The organism is Pseudomonas fulva (assembly GCF_023517795.1).
Taxonomy (GTDB): domain Bacteria; phylum Pseudomonadota; class Gammaproteobacteria; order Pseudomonadales; family Pseudomonadaceae; genus Aquipseudomonas; species Aquipseudomonas fulva_D.
In genome coordinates, this window is the sequence record NZ_CP082928.1 from 2,665,478 (window position 1) to 2,683,027 (window position 17,550).

At 65.4% G+C, this 17,550-nt stretch carries 15 protein-coding genes; 8 read left to right on the plus strand and 7 right to left on the minus strand.

The annotated features are described in order from the left end of the window. Positions 1–213 precede the first annotated feature (213 nt). The 4 genes from rsd (at position 214) to K8U54_RS12030 (ending at position 3,357) form a co-directional block, all read left to right on the plus strand. Positions 214–675 (plus strand): sigma D regulator, encoded by a 462-nt coding sequence (gene rsd / locus K8U54_RS12015; protein WP_249910315.1) that lies wholly within the window; start codon positions 214–216, stop codon positions 673–675. 139 nt (positions 676–814) lie between these two features. Beyond that, on the plus strand, positions 815–1,930 hold the full coding sequence (locus K8U54_RS12020; RefSeq protein WP_249910316.1) for an AlgP family protein: 1,116 nt from the start codon (positions 815–817) through the stop codon (positions 1,928–1,930). A gap of 175 nt (positions 1,931–2,105) precedes the next feature. Beyond that, positions 2,106–2,534, plus strand: a complete 429-nt coding sequence (locus K8U54_RS12025; RefSeq protein WP_249910317.1) for a phasin family protein — start codon at positions 2,106–2,108, stop codon at positions 2,532–2,534. Between the two features lie 10 nt (positions 2,535–2,544). After that, positions 2,545–3,357, plus strand: coding sequence for a phasin family protein (locus K8U54_RS12030; protein ID WP_249910440.1), 813 nt, complete (start codon positions 2,545–2,547; stop codon positions 3,355–3,357). 107 nt (positions 3,358–3,464) lie between these two features. Here K8U54_RS12030 and K8U54_RS12035 read toward each other — a convergent pair whose 3' ends face one another. The 6 genes from K8U54_RS12035 to K8U54_RS12060 all read right to left on the minus strand — a co-directional run bounded on the left by K8U54_RS12035 (position 3,465) and on the right by K8U54_RS12060 (position 10,843). Further along, positions 3,465–3,836 (minus strand): gamma-butyrobetaine hydroxylase-like domain-containing protein, encoded by a 372-nt coding sequence (locus K8U54_RS12035; protein ID WP_249910318.1) that lies wholly within the window; start codon positions 3,834–3,836, stop codon positions 3,465–3,467. Between the two features lie 63 nt (positions 3,837–3,899). Then, positions 3,900–5,240, minus strand: coding sequence for an HslU--HslV peptidase ATPase subunit (gene hslU / locus K8U54_RS12040; protein ID WP_249910319.1), 1,341 nt, complete (start codon positions 5,238–5,240; stop codon positions 3,900–3,902). 25 nt (positions 5,241–5,265) lie between these two features. After that, positions 5,266–5,802: an ATP-dependent protease subunit HslV gene (hslV, locus tag K8U54_RS12045; protein WP_249910320.1), complete on the minus strand. Its 537-nt coding sequence runs from the start codon at positions 5,800–5,802 to the stop codon at positions 5,266–5,268. Between the two features lie 236 nt (positions 5,803–6,038). Further along, a complete protein-coding gene (locus K8U54_RS12050) occupies positions 6,039–6,740 on the minus strand; it encodes an SPOR domain-containing protein (protein ID WP_249910321.1) in 702 nt (233 codons plus the stop codon). Further along, a complete protein-coding gene (argS, locus tag K8U54_RS12055; protein ID WP_249910322.1) occupies positions 6,741–8,480 on the minus strand; it encodes an arginine--tRNA ligase in 1,740 nt (579 codons plus the stop codon). Between the two features lie 143 nt (positions 8,481–8,623). Next, positions 8,624–10,843: a primosomal protein N' gene (locus K8U54_RS12060; protein ID WP_249910323.1), complete on the minus strand. Its 2,220-nt coding sequence runs from the start codon at positions 10,841–10,843 to the stop codon at positions 8,624–8,626. Positions 10,844–11,008: 165 nt separating this feature from the next. Here K8U54_RS12060 and rpmE point away from each other — a divergent pair, with 165 nt between their 5' ends. The 4 genes from rpmE (at position 11,009) to K8U54_RS12080 (ending at position 14,846) form a co-directional block, all read left to right on the plus strand. Continuing rightward, complete coding sequence (rpmE, locus tag K8U54_RS12065) at positions 11,009–11,221, plus strand: 50S ribosomal protein L31 (protein ID WP_070885964.1); 213 nt, start codon at positions 11,009–11,011, stop codon at positions 11,219–11,221. A gap of 26 nt (positions 11,222–11,247) precedes the next feature. Next, complete coding sequence (locus tag K8U54_RS12070) at positions 11,248–12,045, plus strand: thermonuclease family protein (RefSeq protein WP_249910324.1); 798 nt, start codon at positions 11,248–11,250, stop codon at positions 12,043–12,045. Next, a complete protein-coding gene (locus tag K8U54_RS12075) occupies positions 12,042–13,475 on the plus strand; it encodes a M48 family metalloprotease (protein ID WP_249910325.1) in 1,434 nt (477 codons plus the stop codon). The genes K8U54_RS12070 and K8U54_RS12075 overlap by 4 nt, the downstream gene beginning before the upstream one ends. Before the next feature lie 102 nt (positions 13,476–13,577). Then, a complete protein-coding gene (locus K8U54_RS12080; protein ID WP_249910326.1) occupies positions 13,578–14,846 on the plus strand; it encodes a malic enzyme-like NAD(P)-binding protein in 1,269 nt (422 codons plus the stop codon). 112 nt (positions 14,847–14,958) lie between these two features. Here the strand turns inward: K8U54_RS12080 and K8U54_RS12085 are convergent, their stop codons facing one another. Beyond that, positions 14,959–17,394, minus strand: coding sequence for a penicillin-binding protein 1A (locus K8U54_RS12085; protein WP_434060001.1), 2,436 nt, complete (start codon positions 17,392–17,394; stop codon positions 14,959–14,961). Between the last annotated feature and the right edge of the window lie 156 nt (positions 17,395–17,550).

Below are 17,550 nucleotides of genomic sequence, written 5' to 3' on the forward strand. Positions count from 1 at the left end.
CGCCCAGAATCATGCTAGTGTCCGGACTCGGCTGCACGTTCAAGGATCGACTCGTGGTGCGTTGCCGTCGCTGCCTGCCATGGCCCGCAGTGACTTTCGGCCAGTGGGATGCTGCCAGGTGACCAGCCAACTTCCGATTCGTGGCGAAGACAGGTCGAACGACGGTCTGCGCCGCGATGCCTACAGGACTTACTCATAAGGGAGCGGATCACCATGCTCGAAAGTTGCCAGAATGCGCAGGAGCGATGGGGCGGCGTACACCTGATGATCGATCGCTGGCTGCAGGAACGTGCCGAACTGATCAAGGCCTACGTGGCCATCGACGACGTCAGCGACAAGGCGGTGATGCAGCGATTCTGCGAATACCTCGTCGACTACGTTTCCGCCGGCCATTTCGAGATCTACCAGCAGCTCACCGAAGAAGCCCGGGCGTTTGGTGATCAGCGCGGCCTGGAGCTGGCCAAGCAGATCTACCCGCGTATCGAGGTGATCACCGAAGCGGCGTTGGCCTTCAACGACCGCTGCGATGAAGGCGATTGTGGCGATGTCGACTCGGTGAGCGGTGAGCTCAAGCGCCTGGGCAACATGCTCCACGAGCGCTTCGAGCTCGAGGACTGCCTGATCGAAGTCCTGCACACCGCCCACAAGCAGCAGGCCACCGCCGCCGCCGTATGAGCCACGACGCCGCGATCATCCGCGGCGTCGTCGTTTCAGGCCCTCGCGAAGCATTCGCCGGTGCTTGCAAAGCGCCTCTGGCGGGCGCAAATTTCACCCACCCATGTATGGCTTTATCCCATCCGCCTGGAGGCGCGTCATGCCGGCCACAAAGAACGTGAAGAAGAAATCGGTCACCACCCCTTTGCATCTGCTGCAGCAGCTTTCCGGAAGCTTGCTCGAGCACCTCGAGAACGCCTGCTCGCAAGCGCTGGTAGATGCCGAGAAGATTCTCGCCAAACTGGAAAAGCAGCGCGGTAGCGCCCAGGAAAAACTGCACAAGGCGCGCGGCAAACTGCAGTCGGCGGTGGCCGACGGCAAGGCCAAGGCACAGTCCAAGGCCAAGGCTGCGGTGGATGAGCTGGAAGGCGTGCTCGATGCGCTGCAGGCTCGCCAGACCGAAACCCGCCTGTACATCGTGCAGCTCAAGCGCGACGCCCAGGAAAGCCTGAAACTGGCCCAGGGTGTTGGCAAGGTGCGTGAGGCGGCCGGCAAGGCCCTCATCAGCCGCGATAAGGCCGAGGCCAAGCCGGCCGCCGCCAAGGCGGCAGTCAAGCCTGCGGCTGCCAAACCAGTTGCCAGGGCGGCTGCAAAACCTGCCGCGAGCAAACCTGCGGTTAAAGCTGCGGTGAAACCAGCGGCTCGAGCAGCTGCCAAGCCGGCGGCCAAGGCTGCAGCCAACCCCGCTGCCAAGCCGGCTACCAAGGCAGCCGCGAAGCCTGCTGCCAAACCAACCGCTCAAGCCGCCGCGAAATCGGCTAGCGCCAAGCCAGCCGCCAAACCTGCCACTGCCAAAGCCACGGCCAAGCCAGCTGCCAAAGCGACTGCGAAAGCCGCCACCGCCAAGCCAGCAGCCAAGGCTGCGGTGAAGCCCGCTGCCCAGCCGGCCGCTCAGGCAACTGCCAAACCGGCCAGCGCCAAACCCGCGGTCAAGCCCGCAGCTAAACCGGCCGCCAAGCCAGCCGCCAAAGCTGCCGCGAAGCCTGCCACTCAGGCTGCGGTGAAACCGGCTGCCGCCAAGCCGGCGACCAAGGCTGCCGCCAAGCCTGCTGCTGGCAAACCCGCGGCCAAGCCTGCTGGCAAAGCCACTGCTGCAAAGCCGGTGGCCAAGCCTGAGGCCAGCAAGCCTGCCGTTGCACCGGCGAGCGAGTCGGCTGCTGCGCCCGCGCCTGCCGCCAATGCTGCCAACGGCGCAACGCCGCCAGCCAGCAACTGATCGGCATCTGAGCCTGCGAGCCTTGTGCTCGCAGGCTCAGCCCGCCTCCTCGATCATCGGCATGCACTCGCGCGATCCCCGCGCCAATTAGTATGCGTTTTCTAGTTTTGCCCTTTACGGTGCCTGGTAAGCCTGTGTCCTGCAGGCCATCTCCCAAGCTACCGTGAGGTGCCCCATGTCGCGCGTTACCATCAGCAAGAAGCCGTTTGTCCCTGCCCGCCGCCCTGTCGCTGGCGATCGACCGTCGCGGGTCAGGAAATTGTGGCTCGCCGGTCTGGGTGCTTATGCCAGGGTTGGCCAGGAGGGCCTGGAGTATTTCCAGACGCTGGTGCACCTGGGGGAGCAAGCGGAACAGCGCGGCAGGAAACAGGTCAATGAACAAGTCGAGGCGGCCAATGGCCAGCTCGACGAAGCCAGAAGCAGAGTGTCCGTTGTGAAGAACCAGGTCGCCGCGCGCATCGAAAAGATCGAGCAGGCCTTCGATTCACGCGTGGCTGGCGCACTGAACCGCCTTGGCATCCCCGCCCGACAGGATATCCAAGCCCTGTCTGCTAAGCTGGATGAGCTGAGCGCGTTGCTCGAGCGTGTCGCGCGTACCCAATGAGGAGAGCAGGATGGCTGTCAAAAAGAAAACCGAGAAACAGACCAGCTCATGGATCGGCGAGGTTGAAAAGTACTCGCGGCAGATCTGGTTGGCAGGCCTGGGCGCTTACTCCAAGGTCAGCAAGGACGGCACCAAGCTGTTCGATACCCTGGTCAAGGATGGCGAAAAGGCCGAGAAGGCCGCCAAGGGCAATGTCGACAAGCAGGCCGATGCGATGAAAGCGTCGGTCGATTCGTCCGTCACCAGCGCCCGTTCGCGGGTCGACGAGGTCAAGGGCAAGGCGATCGGCAAGTGGAGTGAACTCGAGGAGGCGTTCGACAAGCGTCTCAACAATGCCATCTCCCGTCTGGGCGTGCCGAGCCGTAACGAGGTCAAGGCGCTCAACGACAAGGTCGACCTGCTGACCCGTCAGTTGGAGACACTGACCGGCGTGTCCAGCAAGGCGACCGCCAAACCGGCGATGAGCAAGGCCGCGGCCAAGCCGGCTAGCAAAACGGCGACCACGCGCAAGGCAGCTGCCAGCAGCAAGGCGGCCAGCACGGCAGCGGCGAAACCAGCTGCCACGTCCGCCGCTGCCAAATCCGCACCTGCCCGGAAAGCACCGGTGAGCAAGACGGCAGCAGGCAAGCCGGCCGCCGCTACCAAGACTCCGCTCAAACCGACGGCTAAAACGGCTGCCAAGCCCGTGGCCAAATCGGCGGGCAAAGCCGCCATCAAGCCGGCAGCGAAGAAGCCAGCGGCGAGTAAGGCCGCCACGGCGCCAGCCGCGCCGATCACCACGCCTGGGACAGCGACTACCAACGCTTCGGACACTCAGTCCTAAGGCGGTCGCTCGTCTGTCAAACGCCCGATTCTGTATCGGGCGTGTCTGTTTGCAACTGGCGTTTTCGACCAGGCGGAAGTCAGGCCAGTTCTACCGACCGGCGGATGTCAGAGCATCAGGCGTACGACCGACTCGTTCGGGTCGCGGGATTGGCCGGCAGCGGCCAGGGCATCCAGGTAGTCACGCCACAGTTCGTCCTGGCGCAGAGCCAGTTGGTGCAGGTAGTCCCAGCTGAACAGCCCGCTGTCATGGCCGTCATCGAAGGTCAGCTTGAGGGCGTAGTTGCCGGCGGGCTCGATGCCGACCAGTGCGACGTTCATCTTGCCGGTCTGCAGGATGGGCTTGCCGTGGCCCTGCACCTCGGCGGAGGGGGAATGCACGCGCAGGAATTCGGCGGGCAGCCGGTAGCTGTCGCTGCCGTAGTGCAGCTCCAGGACGCGCGAGGCCTTGTGCAGCTTGATCGAGGTGGGGATGAGCACGTTGGGCTCCAGGCGGGCTGAAAGACTGCACGGCGCCGCCTGGCGCCGTGCAGGGTCAGGCTATCAGAGAATGTAGCGCGACAGGTCTTCGTCCTGCGCCAGCTCGCCCAGGTGGCTGTTCACGTAGGCGGCGTCGATGCGGATGGTTTCACCGCCCTGCTGGCCCGCCAGGTCACCGGCGCTGAACGACACCTCTTCGAGCAGACGCTCGAGCAGGGTGTGCAGGCGACGGGCACCGATGTTCTCGGTCTTCTCGTTGACCTGCCAGGCGATCTCGGCGATGCGCTTGATGCCCTCGTCGACGAATTCGACGCCCAGGCCTTCGGTCTGCAGCAGCGCCACGTACTGCTCGGTGAGCGAGGCGTGGGGTTCGCTGAGGATGCGCTCGAAATCTTCCGGGCTCAGGGCCTTGAGCTCGACGCGGATCGGCAGGCGGCCCTGCAGCTCCGGCACCAGGTCGCTCGGCTTGCTGAGGTGGAAGGCACCCGAGGCGATGAACAGGATATGGTCGGTCTTGACCATGCCCAGCTTGGTGTTCACGGTGCAGCCCTCGATCAGCGGCAGCAGGTCGCGCTGCACGCCTTCGCGGGACACGTCGGCGCCGCCGGCGTTGGCGCGCTTGGCCACCTTGTCGATCTCGTCGATGAACACGATGCCGTGCTGCTCGACGGCTTCCAGGGCCTTGGCCTTGAGTTCTTCCTCGTTGACCAGGCGACCGGCTTCCTCGTCACGCACCAGTTTCAGCGCGTCCTTGACCTTGAGCTTGCGGCTCTTCTTCTTGCCCTTGCCCATGTTGGAGAACAGGTTCTGCAACTGGCTGGTCATTTCTTCCATGCCGGGCGGGGTCATGATCTCGATGCCGGCCGGGCTGTCGGCCACTTCGATGTCGATTTCCTTGTCGTCCAGCTGGCCTTCGCGCAGGCGCTTGCGGAACAGCTGGCGGGTGTTCGAGTCGCTGCTCGACGCTGCTTCCTCGGCAAAGCCGCTGCGTGCCGGTGGCAGCAGGGCATCGAGGATGCGGTCCTCGGCGGCGTCTTCGGCACGGTGGCGTACGCGGATGATTTCCTGCTCGCGCAGCATCTTCAGGGCGGCATCGGCGAGGTCGCGGATGATCGACTCGACGTCACGGCCGACATAGCCGACCTCGGTGAACTTGGTGGCTTCGACCTTGAGGAACGGCGCGTTGGCCAGCTTGGCCAGGCGGCGGGCGATTTCGGTCTTGCCGACGCCGGTGGGGCCGATCATCAGGATGTTTTTCGGCGTGACCTCGGCGCGCAGCTCGGCCGGCAGCTGCATGCGCCGCCAGCGGTTGCGCAGGGCGATGGCCACGGCGCGCTTGGCGTCGTCCTGGCCGATGATGTGGCGGTTGAGTTCGTGAACGATCTCGCGGGGTGTCATGGACATGGGCGGGCTCCGATCCGGACTGGCTTCAAACGGCCGAGTCCAGTTCCTCGATGGTCAGGTTCTGGTTGGTGAACACGCAGATCGAGCCGGCGATGTTCAGCGCGGTTTCGGCGATCTCGCGGGCGCCCAGGTCGTCGCCGCCTTTTTGCAGAAGCGCCAGGGCCGCGGCCTGGGCGAAGCCACCACCGGAGCCCATGGCGATCAGGCCATGCTCGGGTTCGACCACGTCACCATTGCCGGTGATGATCAGCGAGGCGTCCTTGTTGGCCACCGCGAGCATGGCTTCCAGGCGGCTCAGGGAACGATCGGTACGCCAGTCCTTGGCCAGTTCGACGGCGGCGCGTACCAGGTGGCCCTGGTGCCTTTCGAGCTGGGCTTCGAAGCGCTCGAACAGGGTGAAGGCATCGGCAGTGGCACCGGCGAAGCCGGCGATCACCTGGCCGTGGTAGAGGCGACGAACCTTCTTGGCGTTGCCTTTCATCACGGTGTTGCCGAGCGAAACCTGGCCGTCGCCACCCATGACGACTTTGCCATGGCGGCGGACTGAAACGATGGTGGTCAAGGGGAGAGTCTCCACGCTGCGGGGCGAAATGGCCCTGATGACTCTCAGATGGGGGCCCGTCGCGGTTTTTCAACCGGCGGCGGGTTAGCAGGCCATTGAAAAGCGTAGGCGAGGCCGCCGATGCGAGGCAAAACAGGCTAAAAAGCGCAGTTTACGTGTTGTAAATGAGCATTTTTAGCCTGTTTTAACGAAGCAGCGGCAACGCAGGTAGCTTTTCAATCGCCTGTTAAAGGGGATCAGCGCAGCTGGCGCTGCTGCAACAGCAGGTTGCCGAAACCGCCAGCCGCCAGGGTCTTCTGGGCGCTGGCCAGTTGCTCGCGGTTGGCGAAGGGGCCGACCAGCACGCGGTGCCAGGTCTTGTCCTGCACGGTGCCGGATTCCACCCGCACGTTCTGGCCGAGCAGGATGATCTGCGCACGCATGCTTTCGGCCTTGTCCTTGCTCGGGAACGAGCCGGCCTGCAGGAAGAATTGCGTGGTCAGCGGTGCCTGGCTGGTCTCTGCCGGTTTGGCCACCGGCGGCGCCGGCGGGGGTGTTTCGCCATTCAGCGCGGCCTGGGCGCGGGCAGCGTCGATCTTGGCGGCCTCTTCAGGGGTTACCGGCTTCGGCTCAGGCGTGGGTGTGGTGGGGGGCGGCACGGCATCCGGCGGCACGATCACCTCGGACTCCGGCAGCAGGGTGTAGAAGTCGTACTTGGGCTTGCCCGGCTCCTGGCTGGTGGCCGAGGGCGTCGGCTTGGGCGTGGTGCTGGCGCGCTCCGGCTGTGGCTTGTCGCGCTTGACCGCCTCGTCGCCCGGCTTGAGGTTGAGCAGCAGGGTGACGAACACGCCCACGGCCAGGCCGCAGGCGAGCCAGATCCAGCCGGGTACCGGGCGTTTGCTCGGGGCCTTGTAGCGGCTGGCGCCGCGTTTGGGTGCTGGCTTCTTGCGAGCTGCCACTTACATGCGCTCCAGGGTTTCCAGGCCCAGCAATTGCAGGCCTTGCTTGAGGGTACGGCGGGTCAGGGCGGCAAGACGCAGGCGGCTCTGGCGGGTGCCTTCGTCTTCGGCGCCGAGCACCGGGCAATGCTCGTAGAAGCTGGAAAACAGCCCGGCCACGTCGTAGAGGTAGGCGCACAGCAGGTGCGGCGTGCCCTTGTCGGCGACGCTGCCCAGCACTTCGCCGAACTGCGCGAGCTTGCCGGCCAGTTCGATTTCCTGGGGCGCATGAAGTTCGATATGGCCGCCGATCTCCTCGATGCCCTTGCCCAGCTTGCGGAAGATGCTCGCGGTACGGGTATAGGCGTACAGCAGGTAGGGCGCGGTATTGCCTTCGAAGCTGAGCATCAGCTCGAAGTTGAAGCTGTAGTCGCTGGTGCGGTGCTTGGACAGGTCGGCGTACTTGACCGCACCGATGCCCACCGCACGGGCGATCTGCCGCAGTTCGGCGTCATCCAGTTCCGGGTTCTTAGCCTTGACCAGCTCGTAGGCGCGCGATTCGGCCTCGTCGAGCAGGTCGATCAGCTTCACGGTGCCGCCATCGCGGGTCTTGAACGGGCGGCCATCGGCGCCGTTCATGGTGCCGAAGCCCATGTGCTCCAGTTCCATGCCCTCGTGCACGAAGCCGGCGCGGCGGGCGACTTCGAAAGCCATCTGGAAGTGCAGGGCCTGGCGCTGGTCGACGAAGTACAGGGCGCGGTCGGCCTTGAGCACCTGGCTACGATAGCGCATGGCCGCCAGGTCGGTGGTCGAGTACAGGTAGCCACCGCCGGCCTTCTGCACGATCACCGGCAGCGGGTTGCCCTCGGCATTCTTGTACTCTTCGAGGAAGACGCACTGGGCGCCGTTGTCCTCGGTGAGCAGGCCCTTGCTGCGCAGGTCGGCGACCACATTGGCCAGGTCGGCATTGTAGGCGCTTTCGCCCTTGACGTCGGCGGGGGTCAGCTTGACGCCCAGGCGGTCATAGGCCTTCTGGCAGTGGCTCAGGGAGATGGCATTGAAGCGGTTCCACAGACGCATGCACTCCGGCTCGCCGGCCTGCAGTTCGACGACAAGGGCGCGGGCGCGTTCGGCGAATTCCGGTGAATCGTCGAAACGCTTCTTGGCGGCGCGGTAGAAGCCTTCCAGGTCGGCCAGCTCGCTTTCCGCGGCGGCCGGGTTCTCTTCCATGAAGGCCAGCAGCATGCCGAACTGGGTGCCCCAGTCGCCCACGTGGTTCTGGCGGATCACCTCGTCGCCGAGAAATTCCAGCACCCGCGCCACGGCGTCGCCGATGATGGTCGAGCGCAGGTGGCCAACGTGCATTTCCTTGGCCAGGTTTGGCGACGACAGGTCGACGACCACGCGCTGCGTCGGGCCGTTCTTGCGCACGCCCAGGTGCTCGTCGGCCAGGGCCGCTTCCAGGCGCTCGGCCAGGGCGTCGCTGTTCTGGAAGAAGTTGAGAAAGCCGGGCCCGGCGATCTCGACCTTGCTGATCTGCGCATCGGCAGGCAGCGCGTCGATCAGCTTCTGGGCCAGGTCGCGGGGCTTCATGCCGGCCGGTTTGGCCAGCATCATGGCGATGTTGCTGGCGAAGTCGCCGTGGGTCTTGTCGCGGGTGTTCTCCACCTGGATCGTCGGGCTCAGGCCGTCGGGCAGCACGCCTTCGGCGGTCAGGCGGGTCAGGGCTTGCTGGATCAGGTGGCGAATGCTGTCTTTCATGGTCTGCTCGTTCGGCCGCGAGGTGCGGCGCCGCTCGAAAGCGTGGGTGGAAAACTGCGCATTATAAAAGCAGCCGCGGGCCGCAAGCCACCGGCGGCGCGGAAAAGCGCGCCGCAGTTGTCTCCGGATGCGAGCCGGGGTGTTCAGAACAGGTCGATCGGGTCGACATCCAGCGACCAGCGTACCGCGCGGCCGCTGGGTAGGCTTTCCAGGACCAGCAGCCAATGGGCCAGCAGCTTGTGCAGCGGCGCCCGGGCGTTGCCCTGCAGCAGCAATTGCGCACGGTAGCGCCCGGCACGCCGCTCCATGGGCGCAGGCACCGGGCCCAGCAGTTCGATGCCGCTCAGCGCCAGCTCACCCAGCAACTGCTCGGCTACGCTGCAGGCTTCGTCGAGGAAGCCTTCGGCCTGACCGGGCTTGTGCGCCTCGGCGCGCAACAGTGCCAGGTGGCAGAACGGCGGCAGGCCGGCGGCGCGGCGTTCGCTCAGCGCCTGGTCGGCAAAGGCGAAGTAACCCTGTTCGGTCAGTTGCACCAGCAGCGGGTGGTCGGCCAGGTGGCTCTGGATGATCACCTTGCCCGGCTCCTCGGCGCGTCCTGCGCGGCCGGCGACCTGGACGATCAACTGGGCCATGCGTTCGCTGGCGCGGAAGTCGGCGGAGAACAGGCCGCCGTCGGCATCGAGGATCGCCACCAGGGTGACGCGCGGAAAGTGGTGCCCCTTGGCGAGCATCTGGGTGCCGACCAGGATGCAGGGTTCGCCGCGCTGCACGGTGTTGAACAGGCTGTTCATCGCCTCCTTGCGCGAGGTGCTGTCGCGATCGACACGCAGTACCGGTATCTCCGGAAACAGAATCTCCAAACGCTCTTCGGCGCGCTCGGTGCCGGCGCCGACCGGGCGCAGGTCGACGTTGTTGCAACTGGGGCAGTTGCTGGGCTGGCGCTCGGCGTGGCCGCAATGGTGGCAGCGCAGCTCGCGGCTGCGCTGGTGCACGGTCATGCGCGCATCGCAGCGCGGGCATTCGGACAGCCAGCCGCATTCGTGGCACAGCAGCGTGGGTGCGAAGCCGCGGCGATTGAGGAACACCAGCACCTGCTGGCCGGCTGCCAGGGTCTGGGTGATGGCCTGCTGCAGCGGCGGCGACATGCCGGCATCCAGCGGGCGGCTCTTGATGTCCAGGCGCAGGAAGCGTGGTGGCTGGGCGCCGCCGGCGCGCTGGTTCATGCGCAGCAGGGCGTAGCGGCCGCTGTGGGCGTTGTGCAGGCTCTCCAGCGAGGGCGTGGCCGAGCCGAGCACGATCGGCACGTTTTCCTGGTGGGCGCGCACCACCGCCAGGTCGCGGGCGTGGTAGCGCAGGCCTTCCTGCTGTTTATAGGAGGCGTCGTGCTCCTCGTCGATGATGATCAGCCCCGGCCGCTTCATCGGCGTGAACAGCGCCGAGCGGGTGCCGATGATGATGTCGGCCTCGCCGTCGCGCGCCGCCAGCCAGGCATCCAGACGTTCGCGGTCGTTGACCGCCGAGTGCAGCAGGGCGATGCGCGCGTTGAAGCGGCGCTCGAAGCGCGCCAGGGTCTGCGGGCCGAGGTTGATCTCGGGGATCAGTACCAGCGCCTGCTTGCCGGCCTCCAGGGTCTCGCGGATCAACTGCAGGTACACCTCGGTCTTGCCGCTGCCGGTCACCCCGGCCAGCAGAAAGGCGTTGAAGCCATCGAAGCCGGCGCGCACCGCCTCCGCCGCCGCGCGCTGTTCGGCATTGAGTGGTAGCTCGGGTTGGGCCAGCCAGTTGGCGTGGCGCTCCGGGCTGCTCAGGCGGCGCACTTCGACGCGCACCAGGCCCTTTTCCTGCAGCAACTGCAGGCTGTCGCGGTTGATCTGCAACTGGCTGAGCAACTGGTGGGCGACGCCGTGAGGGTGCTGGGCGATGGTCTTCAGGGCGTCGCGCTGGCGCGGCGCGCGGGCCAGGCGGGGATCGTCCAAGCGAGCGTCCTTGGCGATCAGCCAGAAGCGTTCCTGGCGAGCTTCGGCGGGCTCGCCCTGGCGCAACAGTACCGGCAGCGCCCAGCTCAGGGTGTCGCCCAGGCTGTGCTGGTAATACTGGGCGGTCCACTGGCACAGGCGCATCAGCGCCGGCGGCACCGGGGCTTGCAGGTCGAGCAGTTGCAAGGCGGGCTTGAGTTTGTCGGCCGGCACCTCGCTGTGGCCTGTGACCTCGATCAGTACACCGATCATCTCGCGGCGGCCGAAGGGCACGCGCAGCCGTGCACCGGGCTGCAGGTCGCGGGCCGACACGCCGGGCGGGGCGAGGTAGTCGAACAGCCGGCGCAGTGGCGAGGGCAGGGCGAGTCGCAGGATGACGTCGGGCACGCAGAGGCTCCAGGCAGGCGAGGCGCAATAGTAACAGGCCATGTGCGACGGCCGGTAACAGCGGGTTAGTTGCATCAACGGCCGGCTCTGGTATGATCCGCGGCCAACCTAAGTGCGGTACCTGACAATAGTGTCGGGTGGCGGCACAAAACCTGAGGAAGAATCATGAAAGCCGATATCCATCCGGAATACGTCGCCATCGACGCCACCTGCAGCTGCGGTAACGTCATCAAGACCCGCTCCACTCTGGGCAAGCCCCTGAGCCTGGACGTCTGCTCCGAGTGCCACCCGTTCTACACCGGCAAGCAGAAGGTGCTGGACACCGGCGGCCGTATCGATCGCTTCAAGCAGCGTTTCGGTGTGTTCGGCGCCAAGTAAGCGACCGAGCAGCGAAAGAGGCCCACATGGCTGTTTTCGCATCATTGAAAAAGGCGTCCCTGGTGGGCGCCTTTTTCGTTTCTGTCTTTTGCCTGCCGGCCCATGCGCTCTGCCCGACGCCGGGCAAGTTGCCACAGGCCAAGGTACAGCGTGTGGTGGATGGCGACACCCTGCGCCTGGTCGATGGCCGCAACGTTCGCCTGATCGGCCTCAACGCCCCCGAGTTGGCACGTAAGGGCCGGCCTGCCGAGCCGTTCGCCGAGGCCGCCCGTGAACGCCTCGCCAAGCTGGTGGCCGCCAATGACGGTCGAGTTGGCGTGCAGGCTGGCGAGCAGAAACAGGATCGCTACGGGCGCACCCTGGCCCACCTGTACGACAGGCAGGGTCGCAATCTGGAAGCGCAACTGCTCGCCGAAGGGTTCGGCCAGATGGTGGCGATCATGCCCAATGTGGCGCTGGTCGCCTGCCACCGCGAAGCCGAGCGCCAGGCGCGTAGCGCCCGGGCCGGGCTCTGGGCGCAACTGCGGCCGCTGCCGGCTGGCGCGGTGCGCGCGGGTGGTTTCGTGTTGCTCGAGGGGCAGGTGCAGCGTGTCGAGCGCAATCGCGGCGGTGTGTGGATCGAGCTGGGCAACTCGGTGGTGCTGCGCATTGCGCCGCAGGTGCTGGACACCTTTGCCGCGGCTGCCCTGCATGATCTGCAAGGCAAGCGGATCGAGGCGCGGGGCTGGATGATCGATCGCTCCCGCGGTGGCGGCCTCAAGGCCGGCCAGGCACGCTGGATGTTGCCCCTGACCCACGGCGCCATGCTGGAGGTGCTGCGATGAGGTTGTGTTTGCTGCTTCTGTTGCTGGCGACCCTGACGGGCTGCGCGGTGAATCCGGCCACCGGCCGTACCGACTTCGTGATGATGAGCGAGGCCCAGGAGCTGTCCCTCGGCCGCGATGCCCATCAGCAGATACTCAAGCAATACCCGCGTTACCCCGATGAAGCCCTGCAGGCCTATGTGCAGCAAGTTGGTGAGCGCGTGGCGCGGCATAGCCACCGTGGGCAGCTGGACTATCACTTCACGGTGATCGACAGCCCGGACATCAATGCCTTCGCCCTGCCGGGCGGCTACATCTATATCCACCGCGGGCTGATGGCCTACCTGGGCTCGGAGGCCGAGCTGGCGGCCGTGCTCGGCCACGAGGTCGGGCACGTGACCGCCCGTCATGGGGTGCGCCAGCAAAGCCAGTCGACCGCCTGGGGCCTGCTTGGCCAGGCGGTGGCCATGGGCACCGGCGTTGGTGCCGCCGCGGACGTCACCGGTGTGCTGGGCAATGCCGTGGTGCGTGGCTATGGCCGTGACATGGAGCTGGAGGCCGAGGGCCTCGGCGCCCAGTACCTGGCCCGCGGCGGTTATGACCCGCAGGCGATGATCGAAGTGGTCAAGGTGCTCAAGCTGCAGGAAGACTTCGCCCGCGACCAGGCTGCGGCACGCGGCGAGCAGCAGCCGGTTGGCAGCTACCATGGTCTGTTCGACACCCACCCGGACAACGACCGCCGCCTGCAGCAGGTGATGGGCCCGGCCCGTGCGCTGGTCGCCGGGCAGCAGGAGGTCAATCGCGAGGCCTTCCTGAAACGGCTGCAGGGCTTGCCGTTCGGTGATTCGGCCGAGAGCGGCATCCGTCGCGGCGAGCGCTTCTATCACCGTGATCTTGACTTCACCCTGGCGTTCGCCAAGGGCTGGAGCCTGATCAACGAGCCGCAGCAGCTGATCGGCCAGTCGCCAGACAAGCAGCTGCTCGTCGCCATGATGCTGGAAGACAATCCGCGCCGGCTGGACGCCGCGACCCTGCTCAAGCAACGCATCGGTGGCCGGCGCCTGCTCGGTGGCGAGCCGCTGCAGCAGGGCGGGCTGCAGGGCTACACCGGCCTGGTCGAGGGCAGCGCGCCGCGCCGGGTGGCGGTGATCCTCAAGGACGACAAGGCCTACCTGTTCGTCGGTGCGGCCAAGGGTCGCGCCGCGAGCGCGGCGCAAGACGCCCAGATGCTGGCGGCGATCAGCAGTTTTCGGCCGTTGCAGCCAGCCGAGCGCAAGCTGGCCGAGCCGCTGAGGTTGCACGTGCTGCGCGTCAGCCCAGGGCAAACCATCAAGGCCCTGGCGGCTGGCAGCGGTCTGCCCGGTGATGCCGAGGCGACCTTGCGGCTGCTCAACAATCTTTATCCACAGGGTGAGCCTCGCCCGGGTGATTGGTTCAAGACGGTTCGCTGAGGCACGTTTGCAGGCTGACTGCATAGTCTTGTGCAGGCCCCTGAACTTTGCGTATCCTCGGCCGCCTGCCAGTCCATAGCCCAAAAAAGCGGAAATGCCACTATGTCTGATCTGAAAACTGCCGCTCTCGAATACCATGAGAAGCCCCGTCCGGGTAAGTTGAGCGTCGAGCTCACCAAACCCACCGCCACTGCCCGTGACCTGTCGCTGGCCTACAGCCCGGGTGTCGCCGAGCCAGTGCGCGAGATCGCTCGCGATCCGGAGCTCGCCTACCGTTACACCGGTAAAGGCAACCTGGTGGCAGTCATTTCCGACGGCACCGCAATCCTTGGCCTGGGCGACCTCGGCCCACTGGCTTCCAAGCCGGTCATGGAAGGCAAGGGCGTGCTGTTCAAGCGTTTCGCCGGTGTCGACGTGTTCGACATCGAGGTCGACGCCGAAAGCCCGCAGGCCTTCATCGACACCGTCAAGCGCATCTCCATCACCTTCGGCGGCATCAACCTGGAAGACATCAAGGCGCCCGAGTGCTTCGAGATCGAGCGCGCGCTGATCGAGCAGTGCGACATCCCGGTGTTCCACGATGACCAGCACGGCACCGCGATCGTCACCGCGGCCGGTATGCTCAACGCCCTGGAAATCGCCGGCAAGACCCTGCCGGAAGCCAAGATCGTCTGCCTCGGCGCCGGCGCTGCAGCCATCTCCTGCATGAAGCTGCTGGTGAGCATGGGTGCCAAGGTCGAGAACATCTTCATGATCGACCGTAAAGGCGTGATCCACGCCGGCCGTGACGATCTGAACCAGTACAAGGCGGTATTCGCCACCGAAACCACCAAGCGCACCTTGGACGACGCCCTCACTGGCGCTGACGTATTCGTCGGCCTGTCCGGCCCGGACCTGCTGAGCGCCGAAGGCCTCAAGCTGATGGCGCCGAACCCGATCGTGTTCGCCTGCTCGAACCCGGACCCGGAAATCAAGCCGGAGCTGGCCCACGCCACCCGCGACGACGTGATCATGGCCACCGGTCGTTCCGACTACCCGAATCAGGTCAACAACGTGCTGGGCTTCCCGTTCATCTTCCGTGGTGCGCTGGACGTTCGCGCGACCCGCATCAACGAAGAGATGAAGATCGCTGCCGCCAATGCCCTGCGCGAGCTGGCCAAGCTGCCGGTGCCCCAGGAAGTCTGTGATGCCTACGGCGGCATCAAGCTGGAATTCGGCCGCGAGTACATCATTCCGAAGCCGATGGACGCTCGCCTGATCAACGTGGTCTGCGACGCCGTGGCCAAGGCCGCTATCGAAAGCGGCGTGGCGACCCTGCCGTATCCGAAGCACTACCCGCTGCAGTCGGTCGACGACGTGTTCAAGGGCTGAGTCGTTCAGCTGATACAGAAAACCCGCTTCGGCGGGTTTTTTATTGTGTTCGTTTCGAGCTGGGAAGATTTGCCACGAGGTCCTGCCAGCGGCTGGGCCGCTGGCCTTGCCCTCAGAACAGGTCGATCGGCGCGCTTTCATCCGCGGGCAGCGGGCTGTTCGGCGCGCCCATGCCCGGGTCGAGCTCGTTCATCGGCGGTGGTGAATCTTCGCTCTTGAACAGCTCGAAGTAGGCATCCGGCGTGCCCGGCGCGGCGGCGCGGCCGCTGTGCGGATCGACGCGTAGGGTCAGTATGCCTTCGGGCTCGGCAGGCGCGTGGTTGGGCTTGTCCTTGAGGGCGGCGCCCATGTAGTTCATCCAGATCGGCAGCGCCACGGTTCCGCCGTATTCATGGCGGCCCAGGCTCTCCGGCTGGTCGAAGCCGGCCCATACGGTGGTCACGAAATCGGCGTTGTAGCCGGAAAACCAGCTGTCCTTGGATTCGTTGGTGGTGCCGGTCTTGCCCGCCAGATCGGTACGGCCCAGGGCCATGGCCCGGCGCCCGGTCCCGCGCTTGATCACGTCCTGCAGCATGCTGGTCATGATGTAGGCGGTGCGCTCGTCGAGGATACGCTCGGCGGTCGCCGGCTGCGGGGCGTCCGGCAGTTGCTCGGGGGCCGCCTCGGCGGTGCTCATCACGCCTTCCTCGTTGACCGGTGGCGGCACTTCGGGCTTGGCTGCATTGGGCACGGTCGGCGGGTTGGCGATGAACAGCGGGTCACCATGGCGGTTGTCGATGCGCTGGATCAGGTACGGCTGCACCTTGTGCCCGCCGTTGGCGAACGCCGTCCAGCCGGTGGCGATTTCCATGGGCGTCAGGTTGGCGGTGCCCAGGGCCAGGGACAGGTTGCGCGGCAGATCCTGGCGGTTGAAGCCGAAGCGCTCGATGTAGCGCAGGGTGTTCTCGATACCCATGGCCTGCAGCAGGCGGATCGATACCAGGTTGCGCGACTTGTACAGCGCTTCACGCAGGCGGATGGGGCCAAGGAAGGTGTTGGTGTCGTTCTTCGGTCGCCAGACCTGGTCCATATAGTCGTCGACGAACACGATCGGCGCGTCGTTGACCAGGCTGGAGGCGGTGTAGCCGTTATCGAGCGCTGCGCTATAGATGAAGGGTTTGAAGCTCGAGCCGGGCTGGCGCTTGGCCTGCACGGCGCGGTTGTAGTTGCTCTGCTCGAAGGAGAAGCCGCCGACCAGGGCGCGGATGGCGCCGTTCTGCGGGTCGAGCGAGACCAGGGCGCTTTGCGCGCTGGGCAGTTGCGCGAAGCGCAGGCTGCCGTCGTCCTGGCGCTGCACGCGGATCAGGTCGCCGATCTGCGCCACATCCGCCGGTTGCTGCGGGCGTGGCCCCAGGCTGTTGGTGTTGAGGAACGGGCGTGCCCATTTCATGCTGTCCCACGACACGGCTTCCTCGTCGCCGCGACGGGTCAGCACCAGGATGCCGCTCTTCTCGACCTGGGTAACGATGGCCGGCTCCAAGCCGCCGCGCAGGCCCTGCTTGCTTAGCTCGGCCTGCCAGGTTTCTCGGGTCATGCCGGGCAGACGACTTTCCGGGCCGCGATACCCGTGGCGCTGGTCGTAGTCGATCAGGCCGTCGCGCAGGGCCTTGTTGGCCATGACCTGCAGGTCGCTGGGCACCGTGGTGGTGACGTTGAAGCCCTGGGTGTAGGCGTCGCTGCCATAGCGGCCGACCATTTCTGCACGGGCCATCTCGGCCACGTAGGGCGCCGGCACCTCGGGGGTGGGCACGTGGTAGCTGGCGTCCACCGGTTCGGCGAGCGCGGCTTCGTAGCGCGCCTGGTCGATGCGCCCCAGGCGATGCATGCGGCCGAGAATCCAGTCGCGGCGCTCCTTGGCCCGGGTCGGATTGGTCAACGGGTTGAACGCCGAAGGTGCCTTGGGAAGACCGGCTATCGTCGCAAGCTGCGAGAGGCTCAAGTCTCGGATGGATTTGCCGTAATAGACTTGGGCGGCGGCTTCGATGCCGTAGGCGCGGTGACCCAGGTAGATCTTGTTGACGTACAGCTCGAGGATCTCGTTCTTGCTCAGCTCGCGCTCGATCTGCAGGGCGAGCAGGATCTCGGTGATCTTGCGCGAAAAGCTGCGCTCGCTGGTGAGGAAGAAGTTCTTCGCCACCTGCATGGTGATGGTGCTGCCGCCGGACTGAATTTGACCTGTTTTCAATAATTGCGTGGCAGCGCGCATCAGGCTCGTAAGATCAACGCCATAATGGTTTGCGAAGTTATCGTCTTCGGCCGCCAGCAGGGCGCTGGTGAAATCGGCCGGTATGTCGGCGAAGGCGATGGGCGAGCGGCGCATCTCGCCGAATTCGGCGATGAGTTTTCCGTCGCTGCTGTACACGCGAAGGGGTATCTGCAGCTCTATACTGCGCAAGGCATCGACAGAGGGCAGGGTCGGGCTCAGGTAGAGGAAGGCACCACTGACGGCGAGTACCAGCGCACAAAAAACGGCGATGACGGACCAGCAGAAAAACTTCAGCAAACGCATCAAGATTTTTGGATTTCCAGATAAAAGAATGAGTTAAGCGGAAGGCAAAATGAAAAGGCAAAAGCTGATCACATTATAAGCGTTTTTTTTGCCGGGGAGCCATTTGCGCTTCTGTCAAGTCTGCTATTTAATGTGGAAAAACATAAATCATCCGTA